Source organism: Roseateles sp. GW821-FHT09G09, assembly GCF_059415965.1.
Genome location: NZ_JBWKOG010000013.1, coordinates 54,256 through 74,069, shown reverse-complemented (window position 1 = coordinate 74,069; position 19,814 = coordinate 54,256). Strand labels below are relative to the sequence as shown.

The following is a 19,814-nucleotide window of genomic DNA, read 5'->3' as shown; positions in this document are numbered from 1 at the left end:
AGCGCTCTCGCGCAGGCAGGAGCAAAACAAAGAGGCGCCGACGCTGCGAGTAGAGCCGGTCGGACTCCCTCTCCCGCTTGCGGGAGAGGGCGGGGGTGAGGGCCAGCAGCGGTAGAAGTACTGAGGCCCTCTTGCTCAGGCCGCCGGACGCGCCGGAATATTCAGTCCGCGCTTGACCGCATCGCGCGCCAGGAAGGCCTCGAGCACGCGCTGCACGTTCTTGAACTCGCTGAAGCCGACCAGATCTCCTGCGCCGTAGAAACCGACCAGGTTGTTGACCCATGGCCAGATGGCAATGTCGGCGATCGTGTACTCGTCGCCCATGATCCAGCCGCGGCCGGTCAGGCGCTGCTCGAGCACACCCAGCAGGCGCTTCGATTCATTGAGATAGCGATCACGCGGACGCTTGTCCTCGAAGTCCTTGCCGGCGAACTTGTGGAAGAAGCCGACCTGGCCGAACATCGGCCCGATACCGCCCATCTGGAACATCACCCACTGCAGCGTCTCATAACGACGTGCCGGGTCTTGCGGAATCAGCTTCCCGGTCTTCTCCGCGAGGTACACCAGGATGGCGCCCGACTCGAACAACGGCAGCGGTTCGCCGCCGGGACCGTCGGGATCGATGATCGCGGGGATCTTGTTGTTCGGGTTCAGCGACAGGAACTCGGGCGTCAGCTGGTCGTCGGTCTGGAAGCTGACCAGGTGCGGCTCGTAGGCCAGGCCCAGTTCCTCGAGCGCGATCGACACCTTCACGCCGTTGGGCGTCGGCAGCGAATAGAGCTGCAGGCGCTCGGGGTGCTGCGCGGGCCACTTCTTGGTGATGGGGAAGCTGGACAGGTCCGTCATGAGAGTTCCGTCTGGATGTTGTGAAGGCAGGATCGACGGACCATTCTCTGCGGCGCCCGAGAGACCTTGCGGGACACGGGTCAATGCGATCCGTGCCCGGTGCGGTCCACGCCCGCCGCACTCAGCGCAGAGGCGCCGCGAACCGGTCCCAGCGCGGCGCCCAATGCCCGGTGATGTCGGCCGAGACGAGCACGCGATGCGCCTGTCCGATGATCAGCCGCCGCGGCACCAGGCCGATGAAGCGCGAATCCTCGCTGTTGTCGCGGTTGTCGCCCATCATGAAGAACTGGTCGGCCGGCACGGCGATCGGGCCGAAGTCGCGCCGCGCGCGCACCTCCGGCAGGAACTGCACGACGCGGCGCTGCCCGCCCCACTCCTCGACCGCGCGCACGCCGCGGACCTCGACGCCGGGCGCGAGCGCCTCGGCCACCTCCTCCACCGGCGCATAGTCCGCCGGCTGTCCGTTGAGGATCAGCCGGTCGGCGCGCAGCTCGACGGTGTCGCCGGGAATCCCGACGACGCGTTTGATCAGCCGCGTGCCGTCGCGCGGCGAGCCGAAGGTGACGACGTCGCCCCGCTGCGGCTCGGCGACGCGGCGCAGCGAGATGTCGGTCAGCGGCAGCTTCCAGTCGTAGGCGACGCGCTCGACGAAGACGACGTCGCCCTCGAGGATGGTCGGTCGCATCGACCCGCTGGGCACCGGGTTCCAGTCCGCGATCGCGGTGCGGAAGAACAGGAAGCCGACGAGGAACAGCAGGAAGCTGCGGTTCTCGCGGAACCAGGCGGCGACGGGCATCTTCATGGGAGCACTCCAAGGTCGGATGACGGCGTCCAGTGTGTCTAGCCACCGGGTCGCGCCGCGACCTCGTGCGGCGACTGGCGGAAATCCGCGCCTGAGTGGCGGCTTCGCCAGCGATCGCCCAGCGCCCACCCCCTGTTCACGCGCTGCTCGCGTGCTGTTCATGCACGATCCGCCCCGGGGACGACGACAGCTTCGCGACAGCCTGACGTTCGGCCGGGCGCCTTCCGGCCTTCATAATTCCGCGCCATGCGCAAGCACCTCCTGCACTTGCTGCTCCCGCTGTTCATGCTGCTCTCGCAGCAGGGCGCGGTATGGCATGGCATCGGTCATCTGACCGGTGCGCGGGGACACGGGCCCGCGACCGCCACGGTCCAGGCCGGTCGCGACGACGTCGCCCATGCCGATCCGGACGACCTGTCCGCCGATCGGCTGTGCGAGGTCTGTCTCGCCTTCGACGACCTGGCCGCCTCGGCCCGCGCCGAGGCGCCGGTGCTCGCACTGGCCGAGGCCGTCCACGTCCAGGCGGCCGCCGCCGAGCGCGTCACGCGCTCGATGCCCGCGCCGCCGCCGCGCAGCCGCGGCCCGCCGCTGGCGATCTGAGCTCGACCTCCTGACCACAGCGCCGTCCGCCCGCGCCTGAACGCTTCAAACGCCTCGAACGTCTCGAACGCCCCGACGCGTGATGGAAGCCTTCGGCGACCGGGCCTCCACGGCTGGCCTGTGCTCGACCGATTTCAGATTGCCAGAGTTCCACCATGACCCATCCTTCTCTGCGCGTGCTCGCGCTGTCCCTGTCGCTTGCCTATCCGCTGCTGCACGCGCTGCCGGCACGCGCCGACGACACCGCCACCGCTGCCCCCGCGTCCACTGTCGCCACGACCAGCACGTTTGATGCGCCCACCGCCGCCGGCGGCACGCCGCTGCCCACCGTCCAGGTCCAGGGCGCGCGCAGCCGCCTCGACGCGGCGCGCAACGGCCTGTCGCCCGACACCGGCAGCACGATCTACAAGTTCGACAGGAACGACATCGCCCGCCTCCCGCAAGGCGACGACACGCCGCTGAACCAGGTGCTGCTGCAGACCCCGGGCGTCGTGCAGGACTCCTACGGCGGCCTGCATGTGCGCGGCGACCACGCCAACCTGCAGTACCGCATCAACGGCGTCGTCATCCCCGAGGCCATCAGCGGCTTCGGCCAGACGCTGGAGACACGTTTCGCCGACAGCATCAGCCTGCTGACCGGCGCGCTCCCCGCTCAATACGGCTACCGGACCGCCGGCATCGTGGACATCACCACCAAAGGCGTGGGCGACGATGACAAGCCCTTCGCCGGCAGTGCCGGCATCACGCTGGGCACGCAGCGATCGCGCGAGCTCGACCTGTCGGTGCACGGCACGCAAGGCCGGCTGAGCTACGAGTTCAGCGGCTCCTTCCTCGGCAATGACCTGGGCATCGAGAACCCGACGCCGTCGCGCGACGCGCTGCATGACCGCACGCACCAGGGCAAGGGCTTCGGCCTGGTGTCCTATCTGCTCGACGACGACAGCCGCATTACCGCGATGGCCGGCGTCACCGACAACCGTTTCCAGATCCCGAACTCTCCGGGACAGTCGACGGCCTTCACGATAGCCGGCACGCCGGACAAGGATTCGAGCACGCTGGACGCGCACCAGCGCGAGCGCAACCGCTTCGCCGTCGTCAGCTACCAGAGCGTGATCGGCCGCGACATCGACTACCAGGTTTCGCTGTTCCACCGCTACACCGACGTCCACTACTCGCCGGACGCGACCGGCGACCTGCAGTACCTCGGCGTCGCCGCCGACATCCTGCGCCGCAACGAGGCCAACGGCGTGCAGGCCGATGCGAGCTGGCGACTCGACAGCGCGCACACGATCCGCTCCGGGCTCTTCGCGCAACGCGAGCACGCCAGCACGGTCAACAACGCGCTGGTCTTCCCGGCCGACGACGACGGCAACCAGACCAGCGGCGTGCCCGTCAGCATCGCCGACAGCGGCCGCTTGAGCGGCCACCTGTGGGGCGCCTACCTGCAGGACGAATGGAAGCTGGACCGCACGCTGACGCTGAACTACGGCGCGCGTTACGACGAGGTCGACACGGTCACCAAGGAACACCAGCTGAGCCCGCGCATCGGTCTGGTCTGGGACGCGGCGCCGACGGTGCGCCTGCATGCCGGCTACGCGCGCTACTTCACCCCGCCGCCGACCGAGAAGATCGACACCACCTCGGTGGCGGCCTTCGCCGGCACGACCAACGCGCTGCCGACGGACGCGGACACGGCGGTGCGCTCGGAGCGGTCGAATTACTACGACGCCGGCGCCGCCTGGCAGGTCACGCCCAAGCTGACGCTGGGCATCGACGGCTACTACCGCGCGGTGCGGCACCTGCAAGACGAGGGCCAGTTCGGCAACGCGCTGATCTACTCGGCCTTCAACTATGCGAAGGGCCGCATCTACGGCGTCGACCTGTCGGCCAACTACAAGGAACGGACCTGGTCCGCCTACGCCAACCTCGGCACCACGAACGCTCGCGCACAGCAGGTCGAGACGGGCCAGTTCAACTTCGAGCAGGACGAACTGGACTTCATCGCCAACCATTGGGTGCACCTGGACCACGAGCAGAAGTTGAGCGCCTCGGCCGGCGTCAACGTGCGGCTGGACGAGGGTTACGCGGTCGGCGCCAGCGCGCTGTTCGGCAGTGGCCTGCGCAACGGCTTCGCCAACACCACCCACCTGCCCTCGTACACCAGCGTCAACGCGGACGTCAGCAAGAAGTTCGATTTCGGCGGCGGCGGTCCGGTGGAGGCGCGGCTGTCGGTGCTCAACCTCTTCGACAAGGGCTACCAGCTGCGTGACGGTTCGGGCATCGGTGTCGGCGCGCCGCAGTACGGACAGCGCCGCACGGTCTACGTGAGCCTGACGAAGGAGTTCTGACCGCTGGAACGACGGCGAGCTCGACAGCTCGCCGCTGATGGCCGTTGATGGCCGTTCATGGCCCGTCGTTGCCGTGCGCCGCCCTGTCGCCTGTATCGGGCGAAGGTGGGGCAGCGCACGGCGAAGACGCTCTGCACGCGGTAGGCTGCGGCGCATGAGTGCCGAGCCCACCGCCTTCCCTCCTCACCCTGACGACGAACCGCTCACTGCCTCGCAGCCGGAGGCGCCGGGGCCCCTTGGAGCGAATGCCGAGCGTGAGGAGGCGATTGAGCGGAAAGGGGCCCCGGCGCCTCTGGCTGACGCTCGGTCGCCGCCGGATGACGCGCCCTCCCCCTCCGACATCTGGAATCGCCGCTACGCCGCACAGCCACTGAGCCAGGACGAAGCCTGGCTGAGCGACTGGCAGCACCGTCTGCCGGGCGTGCGCCGCGCCCTGGACATCGGCTGCGGCGACGGCTGGGAGACGGCCGCGTTGCTGGAGTTGGGCGTCGAGGTCACCGGCATCGACATCTCGGCCGAGGCGCTCGCGCGCTGCCGGTTGCAGTCGCCGCGGGCGCGGCACGTGCTGGCCGATGTGCGTGCGATGCCGATGCTGGCCGATGGCGAATTCGACCTGGCCGTGGCGCAGCTCTCGTTGCACTACTTCGACCGCGGCGACACGCAGCGCGCGCTGTGCGAGATCGCTCGTGTGCTGGCGCCGGGCGGCCGGCTCATCGGATGCGTGAACGCCGAGGACGACTGGCACTACGGCGCGCCGGACGACGCGTCGTCCTGGGCGCTCACGATCGTCGACGGCGTCGCCAAGCAGTTTTTCACCCGCGAGAAGATCGAGGACGTGCTCGCCGCGTGCTTCGACATCGAGCACTTCGACAAGCGCACGCTCAGCCGTTACGGCAAGCCGAAGTCGGTGTGGGAGTTCTTCTGCACGCGCAAGGCGGAGTGAGCTGGGACGCCGTCGAACCCCGCCTCGGTACCATCGTCAAATTTTTCGCTTGCAATTCATTCGCACACTAATTAAAGTTCACTCCATGGCACGCACCACCCCCCCCAAGCAGCAGAAGGCGACCGGCACCGCCGCCCACGCCAACGCCGTCTGCCCGCCGCTGGAGATCGATCAACAGCTCTGCTTCGCGCTTTACTCGACGATGCTGGGGATGAACAAGGTCTACCGCGAGCTGCTGAAGGATCTCGACCTCACCTACCCCCAGTACCTCGTGATGCTGGTGCTGTGGGAACGCGACGGCCTGACGGTCGGCGAGATCGCGGCGCGTGTGTTCCTCGACTCTCCGACTGTGACCCCGCTGCTGAAGCGGCTGGAAACCGCGGGCCTGGTCAGCCGCGACCGCTCGCCGCAGGACGAGCGCCAGGTGCTGATCACGCTGACCACCGCCGGCCGCGCGCTGCGCAAGCGCTCGACGCACCTGCCGCAGTGCATCGTCGATGCCTCCGACTCGGACCTCTCCGAACTGATGGAACTCCGCGACCGGCTGCTCGTGCTCCGCGAACGCATGGCCCGCAAGGCCGGCTGAGCGCCAGTCAGACGAACTCGAACACCGCTTCCCCGCACCATTTGCTTCGCACACAAACAATTAGCAAGCAATTCGAATCCCTGACATCCGATCCCGCAGCACCAACCCCCCTTTCCACCACCCGCTCATCCCATCCAAGAAGGAGCCCACCATGAACGCCATCGCCACCCTCGCCCGCCAATCGCGTCGCCAACTGCTGGTCCTGTCGACGCTGGCCGTCGCCATTGCCGGCGCGGTTGCCACGCCGGCCCTCGCCGCGGAGGCCAAGCCCGCACGCGCCCCGGTCGTCAGCGCGCAACCGTCGGGGTCTTACATCACCACGAAGGACGGCGTGCAGCTGTACTACAAGGACTGGGGCCCGAAGAACGGCCAACCGGTCGTGTTCAGCCACGGCTGGCCGCTGAACTCGGACAGCTGGGAATCGCAGATGATCTTCCTGGCCGACCACGGCTACCGCGTCATCGCCCATGACCGGCGCGGCCACGGCCGCTCCAGCCAGCCCTGGGACGGCAACGACATGGACCACTACGCCGACGACCTGGCCACCGTCATCGAGACGCTGAACCTCAAGAACGCCGTGCTGGTCGGCTTCTCCACCGGCGGCGGCGAAGTCGCCCGCTACATCGGCCGCCACGGCACCTCGCGCGTGGCCAAGGCGGTGCTGATCTCCGCCGTCCCGCCGATCATGGTCAAGTCCGACAAGAACCCCGGCGGCCTGCCCATCGCCGTCTTCGACGGCATCCGCAAGGCGCAGCTGGACAACCGCTCGCAGCTGTACAAGGACATCCCCGCCGGCCCGTTCTACGGCTTCAACCGTCCGGGCGCCAAGGTCTCGCAGGGCCTCGTCGACAACTGGTGGTTCCAGGGCATGCAAGGCGGCCACAAGAACACCTATGACTCGATCAAGGCGTTCTCCGAAACCGACTTCACCGAAGACCTGAAGAAGTTCGACAAGCCCACGCTGATCATCCACGGCGACGACGACCAGATCGTGCCGATCGACGCGGCAGGCCGCGCCTCGGCCAAGCTGATCAAGGGTTCTGAGCTGAAGGTCTACCCGGGCGCGCCGCACGGCCTGACCGACACCCACAAGGACCGCGTCAACGCGGACCTGCTGGCCTTCATCCGCCAGTGACACCTTCGGCTACCCCGGTAGCCCCTTGAAGCGCCGGTCGCCCCGCTCCCGATCAAGGGGCCGGGCGACCGCGGCGCAAGACCCGCCCCCCACCTTCGGGGGAAGTCAGACGCGGGGTTTCGTCTGCCGCTCCGTTTGGTACGCTCGGTGATCTTTCCGATGGCCGGCGCCTTGACGCGCCGGCGCGTGGACCCCGCCGATGCCGATCCCCCTGCCGCCCTCCTCCTTGCTGCCCCATGTCCGCGTGTTCGAACTCCAGGCCAGCGATGAGGACCTGCTCCAACGGTTCTACGAACGGAATCCGCTGTACTTCGAGCAGGTGAACGGCGCCCCGCCCCGCCCCGACGAAGCCCGCGAAGAGATCCGCGACCTGCCTCCCGACGGGTGGAGCTTCAGCGCCAAACGGTTGCTGGGCTACGCGGACGACTCGGGCGAACTGGTCGCGATGGCCTCGCTGGTCTCGGACCTGATGGCCCCCCGCGTCTGGCTGGTCGGACTCTTCATCGTCGCCACCTCGCTGCACGGCTCCGCGGCCGCCCGCGAGATCTATGCGGAACTGGAGCGCTGGATGCTGCGCAACGGCGCCCGGTGGGTGCGATTGGGTGTCGTCGTCGGCAACCACCGCGCGGAGCGCTTCTGGGAGCGCCAGGGCTTCACCGAGGTCCGCCGTCGCGACGGCCTCACGATGGGCCAGCGCGTCAACGAGCTGCGCGTGATGGTCAAACCGCTGGACGGCGGCCGGGTCGACGACTACCTGGCGATGGTGCCCCGGGACCGGCCCGGGGAACCCTGAACAGCACAAGGGGCCCTCGCGGGCCCCTCGTCATGCTGCGTGTGGCTCGCGGGCCGACTCACTCGCCCACTTATTCGCCGAGGTAGGCCGCGCGGACCTTCGGGTCGTTGAGCAGCGTCCTGCCGTCGCCCTGCATCGTGATCGCGCCCGACTCCATCACGTAGCCGCGGTTGGCGAGTTCCAGCGCGCGGCTGGCGTTCTGCTCGACGAGCAGCACCGTCACGCCCTGCTTGTGGATGTCGTTCACGACCTCGAAGATCTTGTCGACCATGATCGGCGACAGGCCCATCGACGGCTCGTCCAGCAGCAGCAGCTTGGGGCGCGCCATCAGCGCGCGGCCCATGGCCAGCATCTGCTGCTCGCCGCCGGACATCGTGCCGGCGAGCTGGTTGCGACGCTCCTTGAGCCGCGGGAACAGGCCGAAGACCTTCTCGATGTCGGCCTCGATCTCCTTGTCCTTGCGGATGAACGCGCCCATCTGCAGGTTCTCGGTGATCGTCATGCGGGTGAAGGTGCCGCGGCCTTCGGGCACCATCACCAGGCCCTGCTTGGCCAGGTTCCATGCGCCCTGGCCCTTGATCGAGCGGCCCATGAACTTCACGTCGCCGACGTTGAGCGGCTGCAGCCCGGTGATGGCCTTGAGCGTGGTGGTCTTGCCCGCGCCGTTGGCGCCGATCAGCGAGACGAGCTCGCCCTGGCGCACGTCGAAGTCCACGCCCTTGACCGCCTGGATCCCGCCGTACGCGACCTTGAGGCCCTCGACCTGGAGGAGGATGTTGTCTGCCATCTTTTCGATTTCCATGGGTCGGGTCAGGGGGCCGCGTGGGCTTCTTGCGCGGCGTTGGCGCCGAGGTAGGCCTCGATCACCTTGGGGTTGCGCTGCACTTCCGCCGGCGTGCCGGAGGCGATGAGCTTGCCGTAATCCAGCACCGACACGCGGTCGCACAGGCCCATCACCAGCTTCACGTCGTGCTCGATCAGCAGGATGGTGCGGCCGTCGTTGCGGATGCGGTCGATCAGCTCGCGCAGCACGACCTTCTCGGTCGCGTTCATGCCGGCGGCGGGTTCGTCCAGCGCGATCAGCTTGGGATCGGTCGCCAGCGCGCGGGCGATCTCGAGCCGGCGCTGGTCGCCGTAGGACAGCGTGCGCGCCTTGAAGTCGGCATGCCGGCCGATGCCGACATAGTCCAGCAGCTCGCGGGCGCGGGCGGTGATCTCGGCCTCCTCCTTCTTGAAGCCCGGCGTGCGCAGCACCGCGCCGATCAGGCCCGAGTGCGTGCGCACGTGGCGCCCGACCATCACGTTCTCCAGCGCCGTCATGTCCGAGAACAGCCGGATGTTCTGGAAGGTCCGCGCGATGCCGGTCTTGGCGACCTGGTGCACGGCCTGCGGCTTGTAGGGCTGGCCGCCCAATTCGAAGCTGCCGCCGTCGGGCACGTACAGCCCGGTGATCACATTGAAGAAGGTCGTCTTGCCGGCGCCGTTGGGACCGATCAGGCCGTAGACCTGGCCCTGCTTGATCTCGATGCCCACATCCGACAGCGCCTGCAGACCGCCGAAGCGCTTGGACGCGCCGGCCACTTTCAGTACGGTTTCAGTCATTGGTTCTTGCTCCTGGCGCGGGTCAGGTGGCGTTGATCGCATTGCCGGCGTTCGCGGGCGGCTGCGCGCCCGGCGGCAGCGGCCGGGACTTGCCGTGCTCAGGCGACGGCCACAGGCCGCGCGGACGCATCAGCATGATCACGATCATGGCCAGCGCCACCAGCAGCTGGCGCAGGATGGACGCGTCCAGGCGGCCGTCGGTCATCTCCTGCAGCGGGCCGGCGACGTAGCGCAGCACTTCCGGCAGCGCGGCCAGCAGCAGCGCGCCCAGGATCACGCCCGGGATGTGGCCGATGCCGCCCAGCACCACCATGGCGACGATCATGATCGACTCCTGCAGGCTGAACGATTCCGGCGACACGAAGCCCTGGAACGCGCCGAACATCGAGCCCGACACGCCGCCGAAGGTGGCGCCCATGCCGAAGGCCAGCAGCTTCATGTTGCGGGTGTTGATGCCCATGGCCTTGGCCGCGATCTCGTCCTCGCGAATGGCCATCCAGGCGCGGCCGATGCGGGAGTTCTCGAGCCGGTAGCAGATCAGCACCGAGCCGACCACCAGCGCCAGGAACAGGTAGTAGTACATCGACACCGAGTTGACGGCGAAGCCGAGGATCTCGTGGTTCTGGCTGAACTCGAAGCCCCAGAAATGGACGCCGTCGATCTGGCCGATGCCGCGCGGGCCGTTGGTGATGTTCAGCGGATATTCCATGTTGTTCAGGAACACCCGGATGATCTCGCCGAAGCCCAGCGTCACGATGGCCAGGTAGTCGCCGCGCAGCTTCAGCGTCGGCGCGCCCAGCAGCACGCCGAAGACGCCGGCCAGCAGCGCCGCCAGCGCGATGGCCAGCAGCAGCGGCAGGTGCAGCCCGTTGGGGAAGGCCGCGGCGATGTGCTCGAAGTTCTCCGCCAGGTGCGGGCTGTTGAGCAGGGCGAAGAGATACGCGCCCACCGCGTAGAACGCGACGTAGCCCAGGTCGAGCAGGCCGGCGTAGCCGACGACGATGTTCAGGCCCAGGGCCAGCAGCACGTACAGCAGCGCCAGGTCGATGATGCGGACCGGGCCGTTGCCGAATTGCTGCGCGAACAGCGGCAGCACCAGCAGCAGCACGCCGGCGATCAGGAAGGTGATCAGCTTGGAGGATTTGGTCTGGAACATGGGGGGCTCCTCAGGCGCGATCGGCGACGCGTTCACCCAGCAGGCCGGACGGCCGCAGGGTCAGCACCAGGATCAGCGCGATGAAGGCGAAGATGTCGGAGTAATGGCTGCCCAGCACGCCGCCGGTCCAGTCGCCGAGGTAGCCGGCGCCGATCGCCTCGATCAGGCCCAGCAGCACCCCGCCGACCATCGCGCCGGCCAGGTTGCCGATGCCGCCCACCACCGCGGCGGTGAAGGCCTTCAGGCCCGGCAGCACGCCCATCGTGTGCTGCGCGGTGCCGTAGTTGGCGGCCCACATCAGGCCGGCCACCGCGGCCAGCGCGGCGCCGATGATGAAGGTCAGCGAGATCACCGCGTCAGGCTTCACGCCCATCAGCGAGGCCACGCGGGGGTTCTCGGCGGTGGCGCGCATCGCGCGGCCCATCTTGGTATGGTTCACCAGGAACAGCAGGCCGCCCAGGATCACGACCGTGGTCACCAGGATCACGATCTGCGTCACCGTGATCACGGCGCCGCCGAGGTGGATCGGATCCGCCGGCAGCAGCTGCGGGAAGGGCTTGGGGTTCGGCTTCCAGATGATCATCGCCAGCGTCTGCAGCAGCAGCGACATGCCCATCGCGGTGATCAGCGGCGCCAGTCTGGGCGCGTTGCGCAGCGGCCGGTAGGCGATCTTCTCGATCGTGTAGTTGAGCAAGGTGCAGATCACGACCGCGCAGACCAGCGCGATCAGCATCAGCGCCCAGCCGGGCAGGCCCAGCGACGCCAGCGCCGTGACCACGGTCCAGCTGACGAGCGCCCCCACCATCAGCACGTCGCCGTGCGCGAAGTTGATGAGGTTGATGATGCCGTAGACCATCGTGTAGCCCAGTGCGACGAGGGCATACATGCTCCCCAGCACCAGGCCGTTGATGATCTGCTGAAAAAGTATCTCCATAAGGCCCCAGCATGTAGTTGGACACGGCTCGCACCGCGTGACGGCGCTTCGGGGTGCAACCCCCGTGCCAAGCAATCCGTTTCGAGGGTATTCACCGACAAGGCCACATCCGTGCGCGCGAGTCGACGTTGTGTTCCCAGTCTCGGCGACGCAACGAGGTGCGGAAATCCGCACAAACCGCCTAGCCAGCCGGGCGATTCCTCGCCAGTCACAAAAAAGCCGTCGTGCCGGGTGCAAGGCATGCGCCAAGTTGGGCACACTGAGCGTCGATTTTTCGTCTCCCATGCCCTCGGTCGCCTCCTCCACCTTCGCCCCGACATCGGTCCGCCAGCGGCTGGCGCATTTCCTCGGCCGGCCGACCTTCTACCTGTACCTCACCGGCGTGCTGATGCTGCTGGGCCTGCTGCTGGGCCACCGCTTCAGCGAACGGGCCAGCCTGGACCAGCTGAGCGCGCTGGCGACCGAACGCCTGGAGCTCTACGCGTCCAACCTGCAGACCGAGCTGGGCCGCCACGCCTACCTGCCCAGCCTGCTGGCCATCGACGGCGACGTGGCCCGGCTGATCGAGCATCCCGACGACGAAGCCCTGCGCAAGGCCGCCAGCCTGCTGCTGGCGCGGGTCAACGTGCGGGCGGGGACGACGCAGATCTTCGTGGCCGATCCCGACGGCCGCGTGCTCGCCGCGAGCGAGCCGCTGACCCCGCCGCTGCGCCTGCAGCAGGCCATCGAGCAGGACCGCCACCACTTCTTCGCTTCGGACGCCGGCCAGTCGGGGCTGAGCGGCTCGACCAACTTCTTCCTGCTGCATCCGCTGCGACGCAACCAGCAGCTGCAGGGCGTGATCGTCGTGAAGCTCAACCTGGCGCCGTTGGAGGCGACCTGGGTGGACCTCGGGCTGCGCTCGCAGGGGGAACGCATCCTGGTCTCGGACGACCAGGGCGTGGTGATCATGAGCTCGGTCGAGGACTGGCGCTACGCGGTGCTGAACCGCGCCGACCCGTCCGAGCGCGACCGGCTGCAGGCCAGCGCGCGTTACCCGCGGCTCGGGCCGGACCTGGGCCTGCCCGGCGCGCTGGAGGCCTACAACAGCCTGCTGGTGCGGGCGCCGGCGCCGGCCAGCACGACGCTGCTGGCGCAGGAGCGGCAGCTGCTGCCGCTGGGCGTGCGCCTGCTCGCCCTGTCCGACCTGTCGGAAGTGCGGCGACAGGCACGGCTGGCCGCGTGGAGCGGCGCGGCCTTCGGCGCGGCGATCGGCATGCTGCTGCTATACCTCGCGTCGCGGCGGCGCGCGCTGCGGCAGCTCTTCCACGCGAAGACCGAATTGCAGAACGCGCATGCGCAACTGGAGCTCATCGTCGACGAGCGCACGGCGGAACTCCGCCAGACCAACGAAGAATTGCTGGACCAGATCGCGCAGCGCCGGCAGGCCGAGGGCGAGCTGCTGCAGACCAGCAAACTGGCCGTGCTGGGGCAGATGTCGGCCGGCCTGTCCCATGAAGTCAACCAGCCGCTGACGGCGCTGCGCGCGCTGGCACGGAATTCGCAAAGGCTGCTGGAGGCCGGCCGCACGCAAGCGGTCGCGGACAACCTGCAGACGATGGACGACATGGTCGAGCGGATGGGTCAGATCACGCGCCAGCTCAAGAGCTTCGCCCGCAAGGCGGAGCCGTCGCGCACGGCGGTGTCGCTGCTGGCGAGCGTGAACAACGCGCGACTGCTGCTGGAGCACCGCACGCGCCAGCTGGACCTGCCCGTCGAGGTCGACGTGCCGGCGGGGCTGCGCGTCAGCGCCGAATCCAACCGGCTGGAGCAGGTGCTCGTGAACCTGCTGGCCAACGGCATCGACGCGATCGCGTCGGAGCCGCCGCACGAGGGTCACGAGCGCCGGCTGCGCGTCGCGGCGGTGCCGGCGGACGATGGCCGGCGCGTGCGCGTGCAAGTGCTGGACACCGGGCCGGGGCTCAGCGAATCCCTGCTGCCGCGGCTGTTCGAGCCGTTCTTCACCACCAAGCCCGCCGGCGAAGGCCTGGGGCTGGGGCTGGTGATCTCTTCAAAAATCGTCCACGAGTTCGGCGGCGCGCTGCGGGCGCAGCGGCTGGACCATGGCATGTGTTTCGAGTTCGACCTGGAGGTCGACACCTGGCAGGCCGAGGAGGGGCAGTATGTTTGAGGGCTACAAGGTGGTGTTCGTCGAGGACGACCTGCCGGTGCGGGTCAGCCTGACCCAGACGCTGGAACTCGAGGGGCTGGCGGTGGTGCCCTGCCGCTCGGCCGAGGAGGCGCTGCCGCACGTGCAGCCCGGCGCGCAGGTCATCGTCATCACCGACGTGCGCCTGCCCGGCATGGACGGCCGTGCGCTGCTGGCGCACGTGCAGGCGACCGATCCGCAGATCCCGGTGATCCTGATCACCGCGCACGGCGACGTGAACATGGCCGTGCAGGCGATGCGCAACGGCGCCTACGACTTCATCGAGAAGCCCTTCGCGCCCGAGCGGCTGCTGGACACGGCACGTCGCGCGCTGGACCTGCGCCTGATCCGCCATTCGGCCGACGAGCTGCGCGCGCAGCTGTCGGCGGCCAGCGGCATCGAGGCGGCGCTGCTCGGCAAGTCAGGCGCGATGCAGCAGCTGCGGCGCCAGGTGCTCAACCTGGCCTCGACCTCGGCCGACGTGATGATCCTCGGCGAGACCGGCACGGGCAAGGAACTGGTCGCGCGCTGTCTGCACGACCAGAGCCCGCGCCGCGATCGCAATTTCGTCGCGATCAATTGCGGCGGACTGCCCGAGGCGCTGTTCGAGAGCGAGCTCTTCGGCCACGAGTCCGGCGCGTTCACATCGGCGGGCAAGCGGCGCATCGGCAAGATCGAACATGCCAACGGCGGCACGCTGCTGCTCGACGAGATCGAGACCATGCCGGTCGCGCTGCAGATCAAGCTGCTGCGCGTGCTGCAGGAACGCCGGGTGGAGCGGCTCGGCTCCAACGAGGAGCAGGTCATCAACGTCCGCTTCATCGCGGCCAGCAAGGCCGACCTGAAGGAGATGGGCGAGCGCGGACAGTTCCGCAGCGACCTGTACTACCGGCTCAACATCGCCACGCTGGTGCTGCCGCCACTGCGCGAGCGCCGCGAGGACATCCCGCTGCTGTTCGAGCACTTCGTCGCCCAGGCCTGCAAGCGCTACGAGCGCGAGGCGCCGGAACTGACGCCCGAGAAGCTGCGCGAACTGATGGCCCACGACTGGCCGGGCAACGTGCGCGAGATCCGCAACGCGGCCGACCGCTTCGTGCTGGCGCTCGACGACCTCGACTCCTCGGCCGCGATCCAGGCCGTGCCCAACCTGGCGCTGGCGCGCCAGATGGAAATGGTCGAGAAGGCGCTCATCGAGCAGGCGCTGCGCCGCTCAGGGGGCAAGGTCCCGGCAGCGATGGAACTGCTCGGGACACCGCGCAAGACCCTCTACGACAAGCTGCACCGGCACGGGATCCAGCTCGACGATTTCCGCTGACTGCTGAGACCCCGCGCGCTACGCGCGCCCCTCACCGCTACCCGCTCCCTCAAGCGGGAAAGGGGACAAGAGGAGCCAGCGCAACTAATGAAGCCGGTCGTACTCCTGTCCCGCAAGCGGAAAAGGGGCAAGAGGCGCCAGCGCAACGAGTGGCACCGGTCGGACTCCCTCTCCCGCTTGCGGGAGAGGGCTGGGGTGAGGGCCAGCGGCGGTGGAAGTACGGGAACCCGCTTCCTTCCCCCTCTCTGGGTCCGTATGGGAGAAAGATTTTCCCGGCTCCGCCGCGAAAACCCTTCCCCCATACACCGACACAGCACCGTCCTTCGACGGATGCGCACCGAGGTGTTCGGGGGAGAAGCGGTGTGCGCCGTGCGCCTGGCTTCAGGCCGCCTGACGAGTGGCCTGCGACGCGCGGTCCAGCACTTCCTTCAACTGGTCAATGGTCGCCGGCTTGACCAGATAGGCACTCGCGCCGCGACGGATCGCCTCCGCCGCATCACCAGGATCCGAGGTCCCCGTCAGCATCACGACCGTCATCGGTCCTTGCAGCAAGGCCTCGGTCAGGAAATCCATCCCCTGCCCGTCCGGCAGCGCGCGGTCCAGGATCAGCACGTCCGGCCGGTGTTCAGCGATGCGCTGACGCGCCTCCCGCAAGGTCCCGGCAGTGGCGGCGGAGTAGCCCTCGAGTTCGAGAAGGATGCCCAGCGTTTCGCTGGACTCAAGGTTGTCGTCGACGATGACGGCGTGGGGAGGCATGGGAAACCCTGCGGAAAGAGGTCCACGGAGGAAGGCCGGCGAACGCGGCAGAGCCGACGCGCGACGGGCGTGCGATAGGGCGACCCGGCAAATGGCGTGCCTCCCCCGCCCCCTCCCCCTCTGAAGGACGGTCGGACATTCTTGCCGGAAACCCCGGAGGACGCCGGCCCCCTCGTCCTTAGGGGGCGGGACGGATGTTTGCCCTGCGCCTTTCTGACCATAATCCGCGCCTTCGCGGAACGCACTTGCGCAAAGGCTGCAGCACAGACCCGAGCCGCGCTGCGCATCCGCCTTGCTCCCGAGCGACATGACGACGACCGACGCCACGATCGACACCGACCTGCTCCCCCGCCTGCGCCGCAGCACGGGGCCGCTGCACGACGACATCGAGGCACTGCTGCGGCTGGAAGCGCCAATGCCGCTGATGCGCTACGGCCGCATCCTGCGCGGCTTCCACGAATTCCTGCAGCTCTGGGAACCCCGCGTGCGCCAGGCACTGCCGGAGCGCCTGCGCCCCTGGTTCGACGCCCGGGTGCGCTCGCCCTTCGCGGCGCGCGACCTGGCCGCGCTCGGATTGCCCGAGGACGGCGCGGACGCCGCGATGCGCGCCTCGGCCCTCGCGGCGCAGCGCGACCTGCGGCTGGACTCGCCGGCGGCGGCGATCGGCTCGCTCTACGTCATCGAGGGGTCGGCGCTGGGCGGCCAGGTGTTGACGCCGAAACTGCTGGCCGCGCACGGCCTGACCCCCGAGCACGGCACGGCCTACTTCCACGGCTTCGGCGCGCGGACCGGCACGATGTGGCGGGAGTTCCGCCGGCTCGCCCAGGCCGAGGCCGGCGGGGAGGAAGACGACCGCGCCGCCGCCTGCGACGCGGCGGTGGACACCTTCCGCGCGTTGACGGCGACCTTCGCGACGGTCGATGCGCCGGATCCGGCAGGGGCGCCCCGCGCCGACGCCGCCGCCGCCCCGTCACCGCCGAGGTCGTCATGAACACCGACGCGCTGTCGATCTCCCCGACGGACCTGCAGATCGCGCAGTGCGCGAGCGAGCCGATCCGCGTGCCCGGCGCGATCCAGCCGCACGGCTGGCTGGCCGCCGTCGACTGGCGCGGCGGCGGCCTGGTCGCGTTCAGCGAGAACTGGTCGACCCTGCTGGCGTCCACGCCGGAGATGCTGCCCGCACGCATCGAAGGCGCACTCGACGCCGTCAGCGGCGTGCGCCCGTGGCTGGTCGACGGCGAGGGCCCCGTCTCCTGCGGGACGCTGACGATCGGCGATCGGCGCCTGCATGTGTCGGGCCACCGCATCGGCGAACTCGCCTACCTGGAACTCGAGACGGAGACCGCGGACGCCGGCAACCGCGCGCCGATCTACAGCCTGGCGCGCCACCTGGTGCCGATGATGCAGCGCACCGCCGCGGTGACGGAGCTGTGCCGCGTCGTGGTTGCGGAGATGAAGCGGCTGACCGGCTTCGGCCGGTGCCTGGCCTACCGCTTCGATGCCGACGGCCACGGCGAGGTGCTGGCCGAAGCGATCGACCCCGGCTATGACGCCTACGCCGGCCACCGCTTCCCGGGCTCGGACATCCCGCCGCAGGCGCGCGAGCTCTACCGCATCAACCACATCCGGCTGATCGCCGACGCGCACTACGAGCCGGTGCCGGTGCGCTTCGTCGACGGGCGTGACGGCACGGCGCTGGACCTGTCGCAGGCCGCGCTGCGCAGCGTGTCGCCGGTGCACCTGGAGTACATGCGCAACATGCGGACGCTGGCGTCGATGTCGGTGTCCATCATCGTCGGCGGCAAGCTGTGGGGCCTGGTGTCCTGCCACGACCACGGTCCGCGCCAGCTGTCCTGGCAGACGCGCATGGCCTGCGAGCATCTGGGACAGCTGCTGTCGCTGCAGATCGAGGCCAAGGAAGAGAACGAGCAGGTCACCGAGCAGTTGCGGCTGCGCCAGCTGACGCTGGCGATCGTCTCGCACCTGTCCGACAGCGACGCCACGCTGCAACGCCTGGTGGAAGAGCCGGGCCCGCTGCTGCGGCTGGCGCGCGCCACCGGCGCGGCGGTGATCCTCAACGACAGCTGCTGGGCGGTGGGCGAGACGCCGGACCAGGAAACGCTGCTGGCACTCGGACAGTGGCTGGGCAACCGCGTGGACCAGGTCTGGCACAGCGACCGCCTGCCGGTGGAGGCCGCGTCGCTGGGCGATGCCTCCGGCAATCCGCTGGGATCGACGGCGGGGCTGCTGGCGATCTCGATCTCCAAGCTGCACCGGCATCACATCGTCTGGTTCCGACCCGAGATCGTCCAGACCATCGTCTGGGCCGGCGACCCGCGCAAGGAATCATCCACCGGCGAGGACTCGCGCCTGCATCCACGCCGCAGCTTCGCGAGCTGGAAGGAGCACGTCAGCGGCCGGTCCCTGCCCTGGACGCCGGGCGAAGTGCACGCGGTGCAGGAATTGCGACAGGCCTTGATCGGCATCGTGTTGCGCCGCGCCGAGGAGATGGCCGAAGTCGCCATGGAACTGGGCCGCGTGAACAAGGAGCTGGAAGCCTTCTCCTACACCGTGTCGCACGACCTGCGCGCGCCGATGCGCCACATCGCCGGCTTCGTGGATCTGGTGCTGGAGATGGAGGGCGAGGCGCTGTCGGAGCGGTCCCGCCGCTACCTGGCCCACGTGAAGGAGGCCTCCGCCCACGCCGGCCAACTGGTGGACGCGCTGCTGGACTTCTCGCGCATGGGACGCTCCGCGATCAAGCTCGGCTCGATCAACACCGGCGACCTGATCGACGACCTGATCGCGGAACAGACCACCTTGACCAAGGACCGCCACATCGAGTGGACGGTGCAGCGACCGCTGCCTCGCCTCTGGGGCGATCCGGTGCTGATGCAGGTCGCCCTACGCAACCTGATCTCCAACGCCGTCAAGTACACGCGGCCGCGCGATCCGGCGAAGATCGAGATCGCGGTCATCGAGAACGCGCGCGGCGTCGGCCTGAGCATCTCGGACAACGGCGTGGGCTTCCAGATGAAGTACGCCAACAAGCTGTTCGGCGTGTTCCAGCGGCTGCACCAGAGCGACGCCTTCGAAGGCACCGGCATCGGCCTGGCCAGCGTGCGCCGCATCGTCGAGCGCCACGGCGGCGAGATCGAGGCCTGGGGCGAGGCCGACCGCGGCGCGCGCTTCAGCTTCACCCTGCCGACGCGGGCGATGCAGGAAGCGCTGGCCGCGGCACCCGAAGCCCACGCCGGCGCCCCGCCCCCCGATCCCGCGATCGCGGCGGCGCTGCAGCGCCCCGCGTCCACCGACAACGCCCTTTTCTGACCCGTTCACCCCTGAATGCCATGCTCAAGCCCATCCTGCTGGTTGAAGACGACGCCCGAGACCTCGAACTGACCTTGGTCGCCCTGGAACGCAGCCAGCTCGCCAATGAAGTGATCATCGTGCGCGACGGCGCGGAGGCCTTGGACTACCTGAACCGCGAAGGCGTCCACGCGGACCGCGCCGAGGGCAATCCGGCGGTGGTCCTGCTGGACCTCAAACTGCCCAAGGTGAACGGGCTCGAAGTGCTGAAGGCGGTGCGCGCCACAGAGCGGCTCAAGAGCATCCCGGTGGTGATGCTGACCTCGTCGCAGACCGAGTCGGACGTGATCCACAGCTATGAACTGGGCGTGAACGCGTATGTCGTCAAGCCGGTGGAGTTCAAGCAGTTCGTCGCGGCGATCGCGGACCTGGGCGTCTTCTGGGCCGTGCTCAACGAGCCGCCGCCGGGATCGCTGCGCGCCACACGCCGCTACGAATGAA

18 protein-coding genes are annotated in these 19,814 nt (G+C 68.8%); 11 read left to right on the top strand and 7 right to left on the bottom strand.

The features are described 5' to 3' along the window. Nucleotides 1-135: 135 nt before the first annotated feature. Entirely contained in the window at nt 136-846 is a 711-nt protein-coding gene (locus AC07O8_RS25905) for a glutathione S-transferase N-terminal domain-containing protein (protein ID WP_431102705.1), read from the bottom strand. A 121-nt stretch (nt 847-967) separates the two neighbouring features. After that, a complete protein-coding gene (gene lepB / locus AC07O8_RS25900; RefSeq protein ID WP_495050804.1) occupies nt 968-1,648 on the bottom strand; it encodes a signal peptidase I in 681 nt (226 codons plus the stop codon). A gap of 246 nt (nt 1,649-1,894) precedes the next feature. Here lepB and AC07O8_RS25895 point away from each other — a divergent pair, with 246 nt between their 5' ends. The 6 genes from AC07O8_RS25895 to AC07O8_RS25870 all read left to right on the top strand — a co-directional run bounded on the left by AC07O8_RS25895 (nt 1,895) and on the right by AC07O8_RS25870 (nt 8,053). Next, the gene (locus AC07O8_RS25895) at nt 1,895-2,248 is read left to right on the top strand and encodes a DUF2946 family protein (protein ID WP_495050803.1); all 354 of its coding nucleotides are present in this window, start codon (nt 1,895-1,897) and stop codon (nt 2,246-2,248) included. A gap of 155 nt (nt 2,249-2,403) precedes the next feature. Beyond that, nucleotides 2,404-4,596, top strand: a complete 2,193-nt coding sequence (locus AC07O8_RS25890) for a TonB-dependent receptor (protein WP_495050802.1) — start codon at nt 2,404-2,406, stop codon at nt 4,594-4,596. Between the two features lie 154 nt (nt 4,597-4,750). After that, nucleotides 4,751-5,539, top strand: a complete 789-nt coding sequence (locus AC07O8_RS25885) for a class I SAM-dependent methyltransferase (protein WP_495050801.1) — start codon at nt 4,751-4,753, stop codon at nt 5,537-5,539. Between the two features lie 85 nt (nt 5,540-5,624). After that, the gene (locus tag AC07O8_RS25880; protein ID WP_495050800.1) at nt 5,625-6,125 is read left to right on the top strand and encodes a MarR family winged helix-turn-helix transcriptional regulator; all 501 of its coding nucleotides are present in this window, start codon (nt 5,625-5,627) and stop codon (nt 6,123-6,125) included. Between the two features lie 151 nt (nt 6,126-6,276). Next, nucleotides 6,277-7,260 (top strand): alpha/beta fold hydrolase, encoded by a 984-nt coding sequence (locus tag AC07O8_RS25875; protein WP_495050799.1) that lies wholly within the window; start codon nt 6,277-6,279, stop codon nt 7,258-7,260. A gap of 199 nt (nt 7,261-7,459) precedes the next feature. After that, on the top strand, nt 7,460-8,053 hold the full coding sequence (locus AC07O8_RS25870; RefSeq protein ID WP_495050798.1) for a GNAT family N-acetyltransferase: 594 nt from the start codon (nt 7,460-7,462) through the stop codon (nt 8,051-8,053). Between the two features lie 70 nt (nt 8,054-8,123). Here AC07O8_RS25870 and AC07O8_RS25865 read toward each other — a convergent pair whose 3' ends face one another. From AC07O8_RS25865 to AC07O8_RS25850, 4 genes are read right to left on the bottom strand one after another with little or no spacing between them, the layout of a single operon-like run. Then, nucleotides 8,124-8,840, bottom strand: coding sequence for an ABC transporter ATP-binding protein (locus AC07O8_RS25865; protein ID WP_495050797.1), 717 nt, complete (start codon nt 8,838-8,840; stop codon nt 8,124-8,126). Between the two features lie 23 nt (nt 8,841-8,863). Then, entirely contained in the window at nt 8,864-9,655 is a 792-nt protein-coding gene (locus tag AC07O8_RS25860) for an ABC transporter ATP-binding protein (protein WP_495050796.1), read from the bottom strand. Between the two features lie 22 nt (nt 9,656-9,677). Next, nucleotides 9,678-10,811 (bottom strand): ABC transporter permease subunit, encoded by a 1,134-nt coding sequence (locus AC07O8_RS25855; protein WP_495050795.1) that lies wholly within the window; start codon nt 10,809-10,811, stop codon nt 9,678-9,680. A 10-nt stretch (nt 10,812-10,821) separates the two neighbouring features. Further along, nucleotides 10,822-11,745: a branched-chain amino acid ABC transporter permease gene (locus tag AC07O8_RS25850; protein ID WP_495050794.1), complete on the bottom strand. Its 924-nt coding sequence runs from the start codon at nt 11,743-11,745 to the stop codon at nt 10,822-10,824. A gap of 283 nt (nt 11,746-12,028) precedes the next feature. Here AC07O8_RS25850 and AC07O8_RS25845 point away from each other — a divergent pair, with 283 nt between their 5' ends. Both AC07O8_RS25845 and AC07O8_RS25840 read left to right on the top strand, forming a co-directional pair. Further along, nucleotides 12,029-13,915, top strand: a complete 1,887-nt coding sequence (locus tag AC07O8_RS25845) for a sensor histidine kinase (protein WP_495050793.1) — start codon at nt 12,029-12,031, stop codon at nt 13,913-13,915. Further along, entirely contained in the window at nt 13,908-15,248 is a 1,341-nt protein-coding gene (locus AC07O8_RS25840) for a sigma-54-dependent transcriptional regulator (protein ID WP_088403805.1), read from the top strand. Before AC07O8_RS25845 ends, AC07O8_RS25840 begins: the two co-directional genes overlap by 8 nt. A gap of 381 nt (nt 15,249-15,629) precedes the next feature. On the opposite strand, the gene AC07O8_RS25835 is transcribed toward AC07O8_RS25840, so the two are convergent. Further along, nucleotides 15,630-16,004 (bottom strand): response regulator, encoded by a 375-nt coding sequence (locus AC07O8_RS25835; protein WP_495050792.1) that lies wholly within the window; start codon nt 16,002-16,004, stop codon nt 15,630-15,632. Between the two features lie 307 nt (nt 16,005-16,311). Between AC07O8_RS25835 and AC07O8_RS25830 the strand changes: the two genes are divergently transcribed. The 3 genes from AC07O8_RS25830 to AC07O8_RS25820 are packed head-to-tail and all read left to right on the top strand — an operon-like array spanning nt 16,312 to nt 19,813. After that, the gene (locus tag AC07O8_RS25830) at nt 16,312-16,995 is read left to right on the top strand and encodes a biliverdin-producing heme oxygenase (RefSeq protein ID WP_495050791.1); all 684 of its coding nucleotides are present in this window, start codon (nt 16,312-16,314) and stop codon (nt 16,993-16,995) included. After that, a complete protein-coding gene (locus AC07O8_RS25825; protein WP_495050790.1) occupies nt 16,992-19,334 on the top strand; it encodes an ATP-binding protein in 2,343 nt (780 codons plus the stop codon). The genes AC07O8_RS25830 and AC07O8_RS25825 overlap by 4 nt, the downstream gene beginning before the upstream one ends. Before the next feature lie 20 nt (nt 19,335-19,354). Beyond that, the gene (locus tag AC07O8_RS25820; protein WP_495050789.1) at nt 19,355-19,813 is read left to right on the top strand and encodes a response regulator; all 459 of its coding nucleotides are present in this window, start codon (nt 19,355-19,357) and stop codon (nt 19,811-19,813) included. The last annotated feature ends 1 nt before the right edge of the window (nt 19,814 follow it).

Coding starts and splice junctions, on each gene's coding strand:
- AC07O8_RS25870 (WP_495050798.1), top strand. CDS start 7,460: ATGCCGATCCCCCTGCCGCCCTCCTCCTTGCTGCCCCATGTCCGCGTG.
- AC07O8_RS25840 (WP_088403805.1), top strand. CDS start 13,908: ATGTTTGAGGGCTACAAGGTGGTGTTCGTCGAGGACGACCTGCCGGTG.
- AC07O8_RS25875 (WP_495050799.1), top strand. CDS start 6,277: ATGAACGCCATCGCCACCCTCGCCCGCCAATCGCGTCGCCAACTGCTG.
- AC07O8_RS25845 (WP_495050793.1), top strand. CDS start 12,029: ATGCCCTCGGTCGCCTCCTCCACCTTCGCCCCGACATCGGTCCGCCAG.
- AC07O8_RS25830 (WP_495050791.1), top strand. CDS start 16,312: ATGACGACGACCGACGCCACGATCGACACCGACCTGCTCCCCCGCCTG.
- AC07O8_RS25860 (WP_495050796.1), bottom strand. CDS start 9,655: ATGACTGAAACCGTACTGAAAGTGGCCGGCGCGTCCAAGCGCTTCGGC.
- AC07O8_RS25885 (WP_495050801.1), top strand. CDS start 4,751: ATGAGTGCCGAGCCCACCGCCTTCCCTCCTCACCCTGACGACGAACCG.
- AC07O8_RS25895 (WP_495050803.1), top strand. CDS start 1,895: ATGCGCAAGCACCTCCTGCACTTGCTGCTCCCGCTGTTCATGCTGCTC.
- AC07O8_RS25855 (WP_495050795.1), bottom strand. CDS start 10,811: ATGTTCCAGACCAAATCCTCCAAGCTGATCACCTTCCTGATCGCCGGC.
- lepB (WP_495050804.1), bottom strand. CDS start 1,648: ATGAAGATGCCCGTCGCCGCCTGGTTCCGCGAGAACCGCAGCTTCCTG.
- AC07O8_RS25835 (WP_495050792.1), bottom strand. CDS start 16,004: ATGCCTCCCCACGCCGTCATCGTCGACGACAACCTTGAGTCCAGCGAA.
- AC07O8_RS25890 (WP_495050802.1), top strand. CDS start 2,404: ATGACCCATCCTTCTCTGCGCGTGCTCGCGCTGTCCCTGTCGCTTGCC.
- AC07O8_RS25880 (WP_495050800.1), top strand. CDS start 5,625: ATGGCACGCACCACCCCCCCCAAGCAGCAGAAGGCGACCGGCACCGCC.
- AC07O8_RS25905 (WP_431102705.1), bottom strand. CDS start 846: ATGACGGACCTGTCCAGCTTCCCCATCACCAAGAAGTGGCCCGCGCAG.
- AC07O8_RS25865 (WP_495050797.1), bottom strand. CDS start 8,840: ATGGCAGACAACATCCTCCTCCAGGTCGAGGGCCTCAAGGTCGCGTAC.
- AC07O8_RS25850 (WP_495050794.1), bottom strand. CDS start 11,745: ATGGAGATACTTTTTCAGCAGATCATCAACGGCCTGGTGCTGGGGAGC.
- AC07O8_RS25820 (WP_495050789.1), top strand. CDS start 19,355: ATGCTCAAGCCCATCCTGCTGGTTGAAGACGACGCCCGAGACCTCGAA.
- AC07O8_RS25825 (WP_495050790.1), top strand. CDS start 16,992: ATGAACACCGACGCGCTGTCGATCTCCCCGACGGACCTGCAGATCGCG.